The sequence below is a fragment of the Mesorhizobium sp. B4-1-3 genome (genome assembly GCF_006439355.1).
Lineage (GTDB): Bacteria > Pseudomonadota > Alphaproteobacteria > Rhizobiales > Rhizobiaceae > Mesorhizobium.
Map to the genome: position 1 here is coordinate 38,081 of NZ_VFTG01000014.1, position 14,850 is coordinate 52,930.

At 64.6% G+C, this 14,850-nt stretch carries 14 protein-coding genes and 1 pseudogene; 10 read left to right on the forward strand and 5 right to left on the reverse strand.

Annotation, left to right across the window (positions count from 1 at the left end):
* Positions 1-188: 188 nt before the first annotated feature.
* From FJW06_RS18255 to FJW06_RS18265, 3 genes and pseudogenes are all read left to right on the forward strand, one after another.
* Entirely contained in the window at positions 189-1,424 is a 1,236-nt protein-coding gene (locus tag FJW06_RS18255) for a glycosyltransferase (RefSeq protein WP_140753621.1), read from the forward strand.
* A 143-nt stretch (positions 1,425-1,567) separates the two neighbouring features.
* A complete protein-coding gene (locus tag FJW06_RS18260; RefSeq protein WP_140753622.1) occupies positions 1,568-2,353 on the forward strand; it encodes a ThuA domain-containing protein in 786 nt (261 codons plus the stop codon).
* A 103-nt stretch (positions 2,354-2,456) separates the two neighbouring features.
* Positions 2,457-3,515, forward strand: a pseudogene (locus FJW06_RS18265) (Gfo/Idh/MocA family oxidoreductase).
* A gap of 46 nt (positions 3,516-3,561) precedes the next feature.
* On the opposite strand, the gene FJW06_RS18270 reads toward FJW06_RS18265, so the two are convergent.
* The 3 genes from FJW06_RS18270 to FJW06_RS18280 all read right to left on the reverse strand — a co-directional run bounded on the left by FJW06_RS18270 (position 3,562) and on the right by FJW06_RS18280 (position 7,000).
* Positions 3,562-4,284 carry a 3-keto-5-aminohexanoate cleavage protein gene (locus tag FJW06_RS18270; protein ID WP_140753623.1) on the reverse strand — a complete coding sequence of 241 codons (723 nt, stop codon included), beginning with the start codon at positions 4,282-4,284 and terminating at the stop codon, positions 3,562-3,564.
* Between the two features lie 170 nt (positions 4,285-4,454).
* Positions 4,455-5,387 carry a dimethylarginine dimethylaminohydrolase family protein gene (locus FJW06_RS18275; RefSeq protein ID WP_140753624.1) on the reverse strand — a complete coding sequence of 311 codons (933 nt, stop codon included), beginning with the start codon at positions 5,385-5,387 and terminating at the stop codon, positions 4,455-4,457.
* Positions 5,388-5,419: 32 nt separating this feature from the next.
* Positions 5,420-7,000, reverse strand: coding sequence for an amidohydrolase (locus FJW06_RS18280; RefSeq protein WP_246674687.1), 1,581 nt, complete (start codon positions 6,998-7,000; stop codon positions 5,420-5,422).
* Positions 7,001-7,097: 97 nt separating this feature from the next.
* Here FJW06_RS18280 and FJW06_RS18285 point away from each other — a divergent pair, with 97 nt between their 5' ends.
* From FJW06_RS18285 to FJW06_RS18305, 5 genes are all read left to right on the forward strand, one after another.
* Positions 7,098-7,994 carry a LysR substrate-binding domain-containing protein gene (locus tag FJW06_RS18285; RefSeq protein ID WP_140753626.1) on the forward strand — a complete coding sequence of 299 codons (897 nt, stop codon included), beginning with the start codon at positions 7,098-7,100 and terminating at the stop codon, positions 7,992-7,994.
* Positions 7,995-8,123: 129 nt separating this feature from the next.
* Entirely contained in the window at positions 8,124-9,218 is a 1,095-nt protein-coding gene (locus tag FJW06_RS18290) for an ABC transporter ATP-binding protein (protein ID WP_140753627.1), read from the forward strand.
* A gap of 66 nt (positions 9,219-9,284) precedes the next feature.
* Complete coding sequence (locus FJW06_RS18295) at positions 9,285-10,400, forward strand: ABC transporter substrate-binding protein (protein WP_140753628.1); 1,116 nt, start codon at positions 9,285-9,287, stop codon at positions 10,398-10,400.
* Between the two features lie 22 nt (positions 10,401-10,422).
* Positions 10,423-11,256 (forward strand): ABC transporter permease, encoded by an 834-nt coding sequence (locus tag FJW06_RS18300; protein WP_140753629.1) that lies wholly within the window; start codon positions 10,423-10,425, stop codon positions 11,254-11,256.
* Between the two features lie 5 nt (positions 11,257-11,261).
* Positions 11,262-12,071, forward strand: coding sequence for an ABC transporter permease (locus tag FJW06_RS18305; protein WP_140753630.1), 810 nt, complete (start codon positions 11,262-11,264; stop codon positions 12,069-12,071).
* On the opposite strand, the gene FJW06_RS18310 is transcribed toward FJW06_RS18305, so the two are convergent.
* Positions 12,072-12,857, reverse strand: coding sequence for a fumarylacetoacetate hydrolase family protein (locus FJW06_RS18310; RefSeq protein ID WP_140753631.1), 786 nt, complete (start codon positions 12,855-12,857; stop codon positions 12,072-12,074).
* A 581-nt stretch (positions 12,858-13,438) separates the two neighbouring features.
* A complete protein-coding gene (locus tag FJW06_RS18315; RefSeq protein ID WP_140753632.1) occupies positions 13,439-13,798 on the reverse strand; it encodes a metalloregulator ArsR/SmtB family transcription factor in 360 nt (119 codons plus the stop codon).
* 427 nt (positions 13,799-14,225) lie between these two features.
* On the opposite strand from FJW06_RS18315, the gene FJW06_RS18320 reads away from it, so the two are divergent.
* The gene (locus FJW06_RS18320; RefSeq protein WP_140753633.1) at positions 14,226-14,420 is read left to right on the forward strand and encodes a hypothetical protein; all 195 of its coding nucleotides are present in this window, start codon (positions 14,226-14,228) and stop codon (positions 14,418-14,420) included.
* Positions 14,421-14,527: 107 nt separating this feature from the next.
* The gene (locus FJW06_RS18325) at positions 14,528-14,773 is read left to right on the forward strand and encodes a DUF982 domain-containing protein (protein WP_040988331.1); all 246 of its coding nucleotides are present in this window, start codon (positions 14,528-14,530) and stop codon (positions 14,771-14,773) included.
* Positions 14,774-14,850 lie beyond the last annotated feature (77 nt).

Below are 14,850 nucleotides of genomic sequence, written 5' to 3' on the forward strand. Positions count from 1 at the left end.
CTGGTAGCCGAGAGGCACCCGGGTGTTTTGCCATCGCCATTTCAAACCATGGCAACCATCGCGACCTCTCACCCGAGGAAACGGTGACGACCCTTCCCAGGATGTAGATATGGCGCAGCCCGGGCTTGCGGCAAGTCCCCGGCCGTGGCGTATCAACGCTGCTCCGAAAAACGACGACGGAGCAGGGAATGCGGATCTTGTTATCGACTTACGGCTCGCGCGGCGACGTGGAGCCGCTGGCGGCGCTGGGCGCGGCTTTGCAGGCGCATGGCGTCGAGGCCAGGGTAAGCGCGCCGGCCGATGCGGAATTTGCCGCCCTTCTCGCCCGCGCCGGCGTGTCGCTGGCGCCGGCCTTCGCGCCGGTGCGCGAATGGGCGAAGGAAATGATCAACCGGTCGCGGTCGGCCTCGCCCGAGGACCGGGCCAGACTCATTTCCGGCCAGGCCGCCGAGATCGTCGCCAGGCAATATGAGGCGCTGAGCGCGGCTGCCGAAGGCTGCGACGCGGTGGTGGCGTTCGGCCTCTTCCCTTCCTGCGCCGCCGCGCGACTGGTCGCGGAGCAGCGCGGCATACGCTACATGCTCGGCACGTTCTGCCCGATCTGGCTGCCCTCGCCGCACAACCGGCCGCATGAATATCCTGGACATCCGTTGCCGGCCGGGGTGACCGACAATCGGCTATTGTGGGACATCGACATCCGGACCAAGAACGCCCTTTTCGGCGAGGCGATCAACGGCCACCGCGCGTCGCTCGGGCTGCCCCCGGTAAAGAATGTCCGGGACTATGTCTACGGCAATCCGGTCCTACTCGCCTGCGACCCGACACTGGCACCGTGGCTGCCCTCGGACCTGATCGACGCCGTGCGGACCGGCGCCTTCATCCTACCGGATGAACGGCCCCTCCCCGACGGGCTGGAAGCTTTCCTCAATGCGGGCCCGCCGCCGGTCTATGTCGGCTTCGGCTCGATATCGGTCGCGAGCGAAGCCGGCCGCGCGGCCGTCAACGCGATCCGCGCCAAGGGCCTCCGCACAGTGCTCGCGCAGGGCTGGGCCGAGTTGGCCCCCGTCGACGACGGCGACGATTGCTTCGCCGTCGGCGAGGTCAACCAGCAGGCGCTGTTCGGCCGCGTCGCCGCAGTCATCCATCATGGCGGCGCCGGCACCACCGTCGCTGCTGCGCGGACGGGAGCGCCGCAGGTGATTGTGCCGCAGACCGGCGACCAGCCCTATTGGGCGCGGCGGGTGGCCGAACTCGGCGTCGGCGCCGCGCATGACGGCCCGGTGCCGACGACGGCATCGCTGTCAGCGGCGCTGGACGTGGCACTGGCGCCGAAGGTCCGGGTTCGTGCCCACAAGGTGGCCCGCGAGATCCACGCAGATGGGGCGGACGCAGCAGCGAGATGGCTGGCGGAAAGGATGAGGTGAAGAGAACTGAGAGTTGGGTGTTGTGCCGCTCTCCTAGCCCTTTCTCCACACCGCCCTAAAGCGAGCCTCGAAAACCGCTTTCAATACCCGGCGGAGGCGCTATCTATGGCGCGGGGCGGCTCCCAATCATCACGAGGCTATCCATGACAATTCGCGCTGTCGTCTGGGGCGAGAACATCCATGAGCGGACCAATGAGGTGGTGGCCGGCATCTATCCGGAGGGCATGCACGCGACCATCGCCAACGCGCTGAATGCGGACAAGGCGATCTCCGCCTCGACGGCCACGCTGGAGCAGCCGGAGCACGGCCTGCCGGAAGCCCGCCTTGCGGAAACCGACGTGCTCGTCTGGTGGGGCCACAAGGACCATGGCGCGGTAGCCGACGAGATGGTCGAGCGTGTTGCAAAGCGCGTCTGGGAAGGCATGGGGCTGATCGTGCTCCATTCCGGGCACTTCTCGAAGATCTTCAAGCGGCTGATGGGCACCCCCTGCACGTTGAAATGGCGCGAGGCCGGCGAGCGCGAGCGGCTGTGGGTGACGAGCCCCAGCCATCCGATCGCCGAAGGCGTCGGCGAGTTCTTCGAACTCGAGAACGAGGAGATGTATGGCGAGCAGTTCGCCGTGCCGGAGCCGCTCGAAACCGTCTTCATCTCATGGTTCCAGGGTGGCGAGGTGTTCCGCTCGGGGCTGACCTACCGGCGCGGCGCCGGCAATGTCTTCTACTTCCGGCCCGGACACGAGACCTATCCGACCTATCACGACGCTACCGTGCAGAAGGTGCTCTGCAACGCAGTGAAGTGGGCGGTGAACCCACAAGGGTCGAATCCCGCCATCCTCAACGCGCCGAACGTGCCGGTCGAGAAGGCGTTGGAGTCGATCGAGGAGCGCGGGCCCAAGCTGCATGCGCATGGCGAGGCTGGCTTCCGCTAAAAAAGGCGCCTCCCGGCTTCGGCTGGGATTGCGCGCAAACAGCGCCTGGGTCACATTCGCTCCTCATGATTGAATCGAACCAAATCGCTCGAAGGAGCAGAAAATGCGGCTTTTGATACTCGGCACCGGCTGGATGGCGTAGGAACATGCCCGCCGCTTCAGCGCCATCGAGGGGGTCGAGATCGTCGGCGCGGTCGATGTCGATGCGGCCCGCGTCAGCGAATACGCCGACGCTTACAAAATTCCGAAGCGCTTCACCTCGCTGGAGGCGGCGCTCGACTGGGGCGATTTCGACGCGGTCGCCAATGTCACGCCCGACCGCATCCACCACCCGACCACCATGGCGCTGGTCGCCGCCGGCAAGCCGGTGTTGTGCGAGAAGCCGCTGGCCGAAAATTTCGGCAAAGCGAACGAAATGGCCGATGCGGCGGAAGCTGCCGGCATCGTCAACATGGTCAACCTCACCTATCGCAACGTCGCCGCGCTGCAGAGGGCGCGCCAGATGGTGCAGGCCGGCGAGATCGGCACGGTGCGCCATGTCGAGGCATCCTACCTGCAGAGCTGGCTCGTGTCGAAATTCTGGGGCGACTGGCGCACCGATCCGAAATGGCTGTGGCGACTGTCGCACGGCCATGGTTCCAACGGCGTGCTCGGCGATGTCGGCATCCACATCCTCGATTTCGCCAGCTATGGCGCGGCGCTCGGCATCGACCATGTGTTCTGCCGCTTGCGTGCCTTCGACAAGGCGCCGGGCAACCGCATCGGCGAGTACCAGCTGGACGCCAATGACAGCTTCGCCATGACGCTCGACTTCGCCAACGGCGCCTTCGGGGTGGTGCATGCCAGCCGCTGGGCCACCGGACATATCAACGAACTGCGCCTGCGCATCCATGGCGACAAGGGCGCCGTCGAGGTGGTGCATAATCTCGATGGCTCGTTGCTCAAGGCCTGTGTCGGCGGCAATGTCGAGAACGCCAAGTGGGAAGAGCTCGATGCAGGCTCCGTGCCGACCAACTACCAGCGCTTCGTCGAGGCGGTGAGGAGCGGCGCGCAAACCGAGCCGACCTTCCGCCACGCGGCGGGTCTGCAGAAGGTGCTGGACCTTGCGGCGGTGTCAGACGAGAAACGCACGGAGCTGAGGGCCAACGCGGATACACAGTGAAGCTGGAACTGCTGATCTCCCTCCTTGCGGGGGAGATTGGCTGTTGCTACGCCCCGCGATAAATCGCCACCGCCGCAGCCACCAGCGCGGCGTTGCCATCCGTCACGCTTGCGTCCCGCAATTCCTTGCCGTCCTCCAGCCCGACCCGCGTCGAAAGCTTCTGCGCCGCCGCCCTTTCCACGAATGGCCATACCGTCGCGTTCTCGCCATGCAGCAGGATGGAGCGGCGGATGCCGGCGCGCTGCAGCACCGTCTCGATGCCGTCGGCGACGGCAAACGCGTCGTCCAGCGTCTGCTCGGAAATCTCGATCAGCACGCGCAGCACCCGGCCGCCATGATCGAGGCCAACCAGCCGTTCGGCGTCGGCGATGGATGCCAGGCCGGCCTCGATGCCGATGCCGCGCTGGCGCAGACTTTCCATGACGACGGGGGCCGCCGTCTCGCTGAGATTGACCGAGGCATAATCTGGCAGCTCGCGCCATCCGGAGATGGCGACCAGCGTGCGAAGATCGTCCTTCTCGATCCAGGCGCCGGTGGAAACGCCGATCAGCGTGCCCGGACAGGCGCGGCGCAGTGCCGCGACCGTCCTGTCCATCGCTCCCGGCGCCAGGCTCTCTTGGCCGTCGGCGTCGCGCGCATGGACATGCAACTCGGCCGCACCCGCAGCGACCGAGGCGGCTGCGTCGCGCGCCATCGCCTTAGGATCGAGCGGCAATGCGGGATGGAAGTCGGCGGGACGGGCGCCGTTGATGCAGGCCTGGACAATCATCTCTGCGGCAATCCTGTTTCGGCTGGCGGGAGCCTAGCGCAGGGCCAGGACGATCGGAACGGATGTGGCGAAGTCTCCTGACAGGCCGGACCTGCAAACAGAAATACCCCCTGGCGCGCCGGCCAGGGGGTAAGCGTTCCCCTTCGGTGGTTTCGGACCTTGAAAGCCCGTTACGCGGGCACGCGCTTCAGCGCCTGCGCCATGCAGTGGATGCCGCCGCCGGTCTTGGAGATCTCGCTCATGTCGACGGCCGCGACCTCGAAGCCGCGCGCCTTCAGCTGGCCGATCAGCGTCTTGCTGGAAGTCGGCGCGATCACCCTGTCCTTGCCGAGCGACATGAAGTTGCAGCCGAGCGCCATCGTGTCCTGGAAGGGTACGTCGATGATCTCGTGGCCCTTGCCCTTAAGCCACTCGACGATGCCGGGCTCGGTGCAGGCGAGACAGACGGCGGTGAGCTTTTCGGCGATCGGCACCACCATCAGGTCGATATGGACGTAATATTCGTCGATGAAGGCCAAACGCGTCTCCCAGCCTTCCTTGTCGAACCATTCCTTCACCTGGCGCGCGCCCTCTTCCTGGGTGCGGGCGCCCCCGCAGCCGATCAGCACGACACCCTCCTCGATGACGTTGAAGTCGCCGCCCTCGAAGGTGCCGGCAGTCACCATGTCGTAGATCGGGATGCCGAGCTTTTCATAGGTGCGGATGGCGGCATAGTTCTCGCCGCGCCGCCACCAATTGGCCATGGCCGTGATGAAGGCGCCGTAAGGCGTCATGACGCTGGAGTCGCGCGAATAAACCTGCATCGGCAGTTCCGGCGTCGGCTCGTGCCAGTGGATGTTGACGCCGAAATGCTCGTAGGCCGCGACGAGGTCCTTGTGCTGCGCCTGCGCGATCTGGATGTTGCAGGGCGCCTCGCGCAGATGCTTTCTCGACAGCGAGCTGGTCGAGAGATGACGCAGGAAGTTCGGCGAGCCGAGCAGCACGTCGGTCAGCACATCGGTCTCGTTGGCGAAGCCCCAGGCGGTCAGCGGCTTGGTGCCGCCATTGGGGTTGCGGCGCTGCAGCGAGAACGGCTCGGCGACGATGCGGTCATGGACGGTCATGGTGTTCTCCTCTGGACTGTTCTGTTGATCGATCATGCGGTGGAAGCGGCCGGGATCCACCAATCGCGCCCGCGCGGCGTGGTGACATATTCCGGCCAGCGGAAGTTGATCGGCGGCTCGTAGTCGCAAAGCGGCGCGACCCAGTTCGAGCCGCCGACCCCTCCGCCGGTTCGCCTGACGAACTCGTTCATGGCGGCATCGCGCGCGGCCTTGTCTTCCAGCAGGCGCAACGCCGTCAGCGCGACGGTCTTGGCGGCGCAAGTGACCATCGGATCGATGGTGGCGGGGATGCCGCCCAGCGCATTCATCGCCCAGGCCGGATAGGTGTGGCCGGCGGCTGCGCGCAGCGCCGGACGGGCGATGTAGAAACGCGATGTCGGCGCGTGCCAGCTCATGTCGGTGTAGTCGTCGGAAGTGGAATTCACCTGCGATGGCGGCAAGTCGCGGCGCAGGATCGCTTCGGCCTCTTGCGGCGAAATCAGCTGTTCCAGCTTGTCGATGAACGGATTTTCCGTCGCCTCACCGCCGGCATTGACCTGAACCTCGCGGGCGATCGCCCTCGCCTCTTCGTTCCAGTGCGGCGCGCCAACAGCGGAGAGCGCCGCGTAGGTGATGTCGGCCATGGCGTGGTTGGCGAGCCCCGGCCGCGACTTCGACACCCAGTGGCGCTCGTAGCGACAGCCGCTCATCCTAGCCGCCGCTTCCGCGTTGCGGTCGAGCACTGCTGTCACCTGCTCGGCCATGGCGATGGTCGGCACGCGGATCATGTATTGGATCTCGGCCAGACCGGCCGGCAAATTGTCGGCGGTCGCCTGGCCCGCGGTCAGGATTGCCTCGCTGATCGACCAGCCGCCCTGATGCGTCAGCATGGAATCGCGCAACGCCTTGGAGGCTAAGTACATCATCATCAGCGCGTCATTGGCGCCGGGCGCCCTGACCGCGGAGTGCGCCTGTGGGATCGGGGCGCCGTCGCTTGCCGCGCGGGTCCAGTTCTCGGGCTCGTCGCACACGAAGCGGTAGATCATCGAATAGGCGGCGCCGCAATGCGTGTCCCAGCGCGCCGTATTGCAGAGCGGCAGCATGTAGAAGGGGTGGAAGGAGATCATGCCGGCAAGGCCGTCATAATAGCCCTTCGCGGCATGGATCGGCTTCGAGCCCCTCACCTTCTCCGCCGGCTCGCCGGTGAAGCGCAGCGTGCCCTTGATGCCGTGTTCCAGCATCGCCGCCTTGGTGGCGAGCAACCCGCCGAGGCTGCCGATGCCGAGCCCCGAATGCGGATCGGTGTGGCCGCCTGCCTGGAATCCCAGGCCTTCTCGCGGGCGCTTCACCGTCGCGGCATCCTGGCAGTTGCCTGGCACGGCGTCATACTCGCCATACATGCCGATCACCGGGCCATCGCCATTCGTCCAATGGGCGCAGAAGGCGGTCGGCATGCCGCCCGAGCCTTCCTCGACCGAAAAGCCTTCGCGCTTCAGCCGCTCGACATACCAGGCGGCCGACTGGTACTCGCGCCAGGCGGTTTCGCCGAAATCGAAGATGGTGCGCGTCCAGGCCGAGAGCAGCGGCTGGATTTTATCGATACAGGCAAGCGCGGTTTCTTGCGCCGAGGTCATGACCGGTTTGTCCATGACTCAAAGAAAGCAGTGAAGTGGCTCAGCAAAAAGTGATATGTTTTCCCGGCTCGTGCAAATTCGGTTCACCTGAGGCCCCTTGCGAATACCGTCCACGCAGGCGCTGCGCGCCCTCGACAGCTTCGCCCGTCACGGCAGCGTGTGGCGCGCCGCCGACGAGCTTCACCTCACCCGGAGCGCCGTTTCGCATCAGCTACGGCTCCTCGAACGCGATCTCGGCTTCGATCTCCTGCAGCGCATCGGCAAGGGCGTGGCGCTGACGCCGCGCGGCCAGCGCTACGCGGCCGATGTCAGGAAGGCGCTGACCGTGCTCGGCGACGCGAGGACCCAGAACAGCGGCGCCGGAGTCGGCGGCTCCTTCGCCATCTCCTGCCCGCCGGGCTTCGCCTCGATGTTTTTGTGTACGCATATCGGCGAGTTCCAGCAGATGTATCCGGACGTGACGCTCTCGGTGCTCACGCCGCGGCGGCTCGACGACGTCAGCAATCCGGATGCCGACGCCTTCATCGCCTTCGGCGTCGGCAATTGGCCGAACCGGGCCGTGGAACTGCTCTGCGAAGTGTCCTTCACTCCGCTCTGCAGCCCGAGACTGCTCAACAAGGTCGGCGGTTTTTCCAGACCCGCCGACGTGCTGCGAGCCAACCTGCTGCATCTTTCCGACACCGAGGACTGGGCGCGCTGGCTGGCGCTGTCCAAGGTGGAAAATCCCGATACCGAGGGTGGTATCTTCTTCTCCGACATGAATCTCGTCTTCTCGGCGGCGATCGCCGGCCAGGGGATTGCGCTGGGCGACGAGCTGACCGGCCGCCAGGCGCTGAGCGAAGGCCGGCTGGTCAAGCCGTTCGAAGCGACCGTCCCCTCGCCGCGATCCTATTTCCTCGTCTTCGAGCACGCCAAGGCGGGGCACCCGGTGCTCAATGCTTTCGGCGACTGGCTGAGGGCGAAGCTGTCGGAGAGCAGCCTGGCTAAGTATTGAGATCGGCGCTGCCACGTCGCCCCTCCGCACCACGCGTGAATCAAATTTGCCGATCAGGCGAAAACTATTCGGTTGCGGTGAGCCGCAGCGATGCCTACGATTTCATTGGGAACTTAGGAAAGAGCCAGGATGCAGCAACCCGGCCGGGCCGCAGAAATCAAGGCGAACGGGATCGGCAAGAGCTTCGGCTCGTTCCGGGCCCTCGACAATCTGTCGCTCGATATCGGCCGCGGCGAGTTCCTGACGCTTCTTGGACCTTCCGGTTCCGGCAAGACCACCTTCCTGATGATCCTGGCCGGCTTCGTGCAGCCGAGCGAAGGCAAGCTTTTCAGCGATGGCGTCGACATCACCAATCGGCCGGCCGAGCAGCGCGCAGCCGGCATGGTGTTCCAGGGCTATGCCTTGTTTCCGCATATGAGTGTGGAACAGAACATCGCCTTCCCGCTCAAGGTGCGCAAGAAATCCGCCGCCGAGATCAAGCAACGCGTTGGCGAGATGATCGAGCGCGTCGGCCTCAAGGGGCATGAGAAGAAGCTGCCGGCACAGCTTTCCGGCGGCCAGCAGCAACGTGTGGCGCTGGCCCGCGCGCTGGTGTTCGAACCCGGCGTATTGCTGCTCGACGAGCCGTTCTCGGCCCTGGACAAGAGCCTGCGCGGCCAGATGCAGGCCGAGATGAAGCGGCTGCATCAGGAGACCGGCACGACCTTCGTCTTCGTCACCCACGACCAGAGCGAGGCGCTGGCGCTATCGTCGCGCGTCGCGATCTTCAATCACGGCAAGCTCTTGCAGGTGGGCAGGCCGGACGAGGTCTACGACCGGCCGGCCAACCGCTTCGTCGCGGAGTTCCTGGGCGAGATCAACATGCTCCCGGTGAAGGGCGTGCGCCCCGCCGACAATGGCGCCACCGGGCTCTGCGAGGACCGCGCGGTCAACATGCGCTGTAAGGCCGAAGCGATCAAAGGCGACGCGATCCTCGCGATCCGCCCCGAGGACATGTCGATCGCGCCGGAAGCGTCGGTCAATGAGAACGGCATCGCCGCGACCGCTGTCGCCTCGACCTATCTGGGTGCCGCGACAAAGCTCGACCTCACCACGCGCCAGGGCGCCAAGGTAACCGTCTCGGTGCCGAACGAGGTGGCTGCGGCCGCACTCAGCAAAGGCAATTCGGTCTGGCTCACATGGCCGGCTGAAAAAGGTTTCCTCCTTCCGGACGGAGGACAGTAAAGAGCGCCGTCGCGGCCTGACATCGCCGCACCGGCTTCCGGTTCAGATCAACGAAGGGGAACTGACATGACGAACAACACGAAGAAACAGACCATCGAATCACTGGCCGAGCGGACCAAGCGCGGCGAGATTTCACGCCGCCAGTTCGCGCAGCTCGCGGGCCTCGTGCTCGCCGGCACGCCGATGCTGTTGCGCTCGACCGGCGCTCAGGCCGAGACCAAAGGCCTGGTGCTGGTGAACTGGGGCGGCGACGCCATCACGGCCTATGACACGGCCTACGGCCAGGCCTTCACCAAGGACACCGGCATCCCGGTCAAAATGGACGGCTCGGGCCCGACCGAAGGCGCGATCGCCGCGCAGTTCAAGAGCGGGGCGCCGACCTGGGACCTCGTCGACGTCGATCCGTTCTCGGCCATCACGCTCGGCGGCCAGGGCATGCTCGAGCCGATCGACTACAAGATCGTCGACAAGAGCAAGATGCGGCCTGGCTTCGGCTGGGAATATGCCGCGTCCACCTACTTCTTCTCCTATGTCATCGCCTACGATTCGCAGAAATTCGGCTCCGATGCGCCGACCGGCATGGCCGACTTCTTCGACGTCAAGAAATTCCCCGGCAAGCGCTCACTCTACAAATGGGGCGTGTCGAGCTGGGAAGCCGCACTGCTCGCCGACGGCGTCGCGCCGGCCTCGCTCTATCCGCTGGATTTGAAGCGCGCGCATGACAAGATCGCCGCCTTCAAGGAAAACGTCGTCTCCTATTGGGGCGGTGGCGCCGAGAGCCAGAGCGTGCTGCTCAACGGGGAGGCTTCGATGGCGATCGTGTGGTCGACCCGCGCTTCGCTGATCGAGCAGGACTCCGGCGGGCAGATCAAGTTCATCTGGGACCAGGGCCTGATCTCGCCCGGCGCACTGGCGGTGCTGAAGAACAATCCCGGCGGCAAGGAAGCGGCGATGAAGTTCATCGCCAGCACCCAGGATCCGCAGAGGGAACTGGTGATGTTCGACAAGCTCGGCCAGGGCCCGGCCAATCCGGCGGCCGACGCGCTGATCCCGGCCGACAAGAAGCGCATCAACCCGGTCGATCCGGCGAACATGTCGAAACAGATCCCGCTCGATATGGAGTGGTACGCCAAGAACTACGGCGCCGCGCTCGACGAATACACCAAGATCATCTCGGCCTGATCGGGCCGAGATTTTCAGACCGATGAGAGGCATCCTCTCCGACAGGGTGGGCGCGGCGCTGCTGATGGCGCCGCTGCTCCTGTTCCTCATCCTTGCCTATGCCTGGCCCTTCCTCGGGGTGGTGAAGTGGAGCTTTACGCTCCCCACGCCCGGGCTCGGCCAGTACCACGCCTTGCTTACCGACGATCTGGTGCAGTCGGTGTTCATCCGCACGCTGCGCATCGCGGCGATCGTCACCGTGGTTTCCGTCACCGCAGCCTATGCCATCACCGTGGTGTGGGTGCGCGGCAGCCCGGTACAGCGCGTGCTTGCCGAATTCTGCATCCTGGTGCCGTTCTGGATCTCGGTGCTGACGCGCGCCTTCGGCTGGGTGGCGCTGCTCTCAAATCGCGGCCTGATCAACACATGGCTGCAGTCGATCGGCTTCATCTCCGAACCACTGACCCTGGTGCGCAACGAATTCGGCGTCGTCGTCGGCATGTCGCATTTTCTGATCCCCTTCGCGGTGTTCCCACTGGCGTCCGCCATGCGCAGCCTGGACGAGCGCGTGCTGCTCGCGGCGCGCGGGCTTGGCTCCAGCCGCATGCGCACCTTCTGGACGGTGTTCGTGCCGATGACGCGCTCCGGCATCATCGGTTCGGCGCTGATCACCTTCGTCTTCTCGCTGGGTTTCTTCGTCACGCCGGCAATCCTCGGCGGCGGCCGCTCCGTCATGATCGCGGAACTGATCTACCTGCGTATCTTCCAGAGCCCGGACTGGGGGCTTGGCGCGGCAATCAGCGTCGTGCTGGTGGTGTTCGTCGGCGCGCTGATGGCGCTTCTGTTCCGCTACGTCAAACCGAAAGAATTGGTGTAGCCAGGATGCCGACCTACCGTCCCGGACCCGTTTCGCTGATCCTGGCCGTGCTGGTGGCGCTGTTCCTTTTGATGCCGCTGCTTGCCGTCATACCGGTGTCGCTGACGCCGAGCCGCATGCTGACCATGCCGACCGGGGAACTGTCGCTGCGCCACTACCGCTCGCTGATCGAGGATCCGCGCTGGCTGGATTCGATCCTGCTGTCGCTCAGGATCGGCATCGTCAGCAGCATCCTTTCCACCGCGCTTGCCCTCACCTTCAGCCTCGGCGTGTGGATGTTCCAGCCGCGCTTCACCGCCGCCCTTGTCGGCTTCGTGCTGCTGCCGATGGTGGTGCCGCCGGTGGTCTCGGCGGTGACGCTCTACTTCCTGCTCACCTCGGTATCGGGCCTAACCTCGTTCTTCGGCTACGACACCTGGCTGGGTGTCGCCATGGCGCATTCGGTGATGACGGTGCCGTTCGCTACGGTTCTGATCCTGGTGTCACTCAGTCAGCTGGACCGGCGCATCGACCTTGCCGCGCGCGGCCTTGGCGCCACCGTGTGGGAACGCGCGACGCGCGTCATCATGCCCAATATCAAGTTCGGCATCGTCACCGCGGCGCTGCTCTCCTTCGTGCTCTCCTGGGAAGAGATCGGCGTGACTTTGTTCATTACCTCAGTCAACGCCATCACCCTGCCCCGGCTGATGTGGATGGGCCTGCGCGACAACATCGATCCGGCGATCGCGGCGCTTTCGGTGATCCTGATCCTCATCACCGTGCTGGTGCTCGCGGTGCGCAGCGTCGTCACAAGGCAGCGCGCTGCAAAGGTCTGATCAGACAAACCGGACCGAGACGCGGCCGAACCTGCCCAGGTCACCGGTGACTTCATCGCCGGGCTCGACTTTTATCGGCTTGACGCAGGTGCCGGTTATCACCATCTGCCCCGGCTCGAGCGCGATGCCCAGGCCCGACAATTCGTTGACGATCCATTGAAGGGCAATCCGGGGATCGCCCAGCACGGCCGCTCCCGATCCGTCGTGGCGCGACTTCCCGGTGACGATCCCGACCACCGGGTGCTTCGCCAAATCCACATCGCGCCAATCGCCTTCCACGGCCTCGCCGATGACGAACAGGTTGGCGCAGGCATTGTCCGCGATGAGCTGTGCGGCGCCGACCGCGCAGAAATCGTCGTATCGCGAGTCCGGTATCTCGATCGCCGGGTGCAATGCCGCCACGGCATCCATCACCTCGGCGATCTCATAGGGCTCCGCGCGCGGCCTCTCGCGGCCCAAGCGAAAGGCGAATTCGATCTCGGCCACGCGCATCCTGCTCGTCGCCAGCGAAACGGCTCCGCCGACCTCGACCGCCTTCTCCGCCAGCAGTCGCCCCGCCATCGGACCGTCGACGTTGATGTGTCTCTGCCCAGCCAGGCTGGTCGCGGCGATTTTCCATCCGAACAGCGGAGCCGCCGAGCGATCCATTACATGCGATTGGACGGCATAGCCTTCCGAGCGCGTTTGCGGCCGCACCGTCTCGGGTATCGCGTCGAGACGGGTACCATTGTCCCAGTGGGTCACCAACAGGCGCGAAGCAGTCCTGGCCTTTTGCGTATCGAACATCGTCAGCACCGAAGATCAAGAATGCCTCGCTGCCCGCCGCGTCGCGGATCGGGAACCCAGCATGGATCATTGCGCAATGTGAACCAAGCGAGACGATAAGTGACGGGGAATCGAGTGCCCAGACTGCCGGACAGGAACTTCCCGGCGGGACCAGGCCTGTGATCGCCCTTGGTGGACGTGGCAAGGCATGGGAGCTCAAAACGAAAGAGGCCCGCCGGGAGCGGCGGGCCTCTTACGGGCCGAAGTGGAAGTTCGGCACCGTGATGATCCGGGGGTGTGGATCGACTCGAAATTTAGCCAACAGCGCCCGGCCGGGCGACTTACAAATCTGTAATCTTTGGCTGGGCCGGCATCCATAAACACAAGAAAATAGCCTATTATCAGTTATTTACAGCGGATATCGGACTTCGAAGCAACGCCTCTCAAACAAACGTGATGAACCGCCCGGCGAGCGGCATGGCAGGAGCGATGCAAGAAAACGTGGGCGGCGTCGCGATGCGGCCCACTTGTACGCAATCCGCGCCGTCGAGGCGCCGCGCCGAACGAAGGCCCCCCGGCCTCGTCCGCGCGCTGCAGTCCGTTCAGGCAGCCTGCGGCCGCCGCATCCTCTCGATCAAAGCCTGCCTTGCCGGTCCGGCAAGCGGCTTGTCCATCGTCAGCAGGCCATCAAGCAGTGTCAGAAGCTCGCGCGCTGCCGAAGACTTGCAGGAATAATAAACCATCTGACGATCGCGGCGGGTTTCGACCAGGCCAAACCTGCGCAGTTTGGCCAGGTGTTGCGACAGCGCTGACTGGCTGAGTTCGACCTTGTCGGCGAGCACGCCGACAGAGAGTTCGCCCTCGGCGAGGTAGTTCATGATGAGCAAACGCTTCTCGTTGCCCATCACCGCAAGAAAGGCTGCCGCGCTTTCTGCGTTGGCGGTAAGTTTCTTCGTAACCATCGATTTCCCCGTGGTTCATGCTCTTCCGAAGGCCATGGGGGCAATGGCTTCAGAGTTCCAGAGCGTTGACGAGCCTGCCCCGGTTTGGACACGGGACCTGCCCTGCTTCTTTTCGACCAGAACCCCTTCGTAACCCGGTTGCCACCACGTCGGGGTTGCTGCTCTCGGACGAAATGCGCGGCTTTTCTGGGCTCAAGTCAATGGAGACTCGGAAAAATTCCGCGCTGCTAATGCGTATCAGTGCAGCGCTCGTTCGGCAAGAATATAACCAGGCCAGCAAAGCAGCGGCCAGCCGCAGGCAAGAAAACACAGCAGTCGGCGTGCCCGGCTGACGAGATTTAGGCCACGATCTTGCCGCGACTCACTCCCAACCTCGAAGCGTGCTATTGTTAGCCAGGCAAGAGGGGCCGGGCTGGAGGAGGAAGCCATGTCCGTCATACGCAACACGTTCACCCCCAACGAAACGGCTATGTTCGGCCGTGTCTACGAGAACGGCAATTTCGAAGGCGAGACTGCCGAGCAGAAGGAAGCGCGCGCCTCGCGCATCATCGCCAATTACATGGCGGGCATCACCGACGAGGCGGAACTAATCGAGCTTTCACGCAGGCCGCTTGGAAGATGAGCTGGCTGAGCCGCCCTCGTGAAACGGCTTCACGTTAAGTTGACGTTTCGCGGCGTAACTCTACGATAAAATATATCGTGATCCGACATAGTTCGGGAGGTTTAACGATGATCCAGGGATGGTTTTCCAGGCCGGTCGAAGTGGCCGTCGGGCTTTCCGGCTCGATCCGCCACATATCTAACGCCGAACAGGCTGTCGAACTGCTGACCGGCCAATGGCGCGATGCCGGCAGTGCGCTGCATGGTGCGGCCCTGCGCGCCTGCCGCCGGGCAATCCGCGGCGACGTTGCGGCCGACAATGCCAGGGAGGCCTTCATCGTCGCCGCGCGCGAGGCGCATGTGCTGGTGGAATGAAGCATGGCGAGCCCGGCGCTCCGCAGGCCCGCCTAGCGATAGTAAAGCCATAAAAGCACCAGCACCGCCAACGCCGC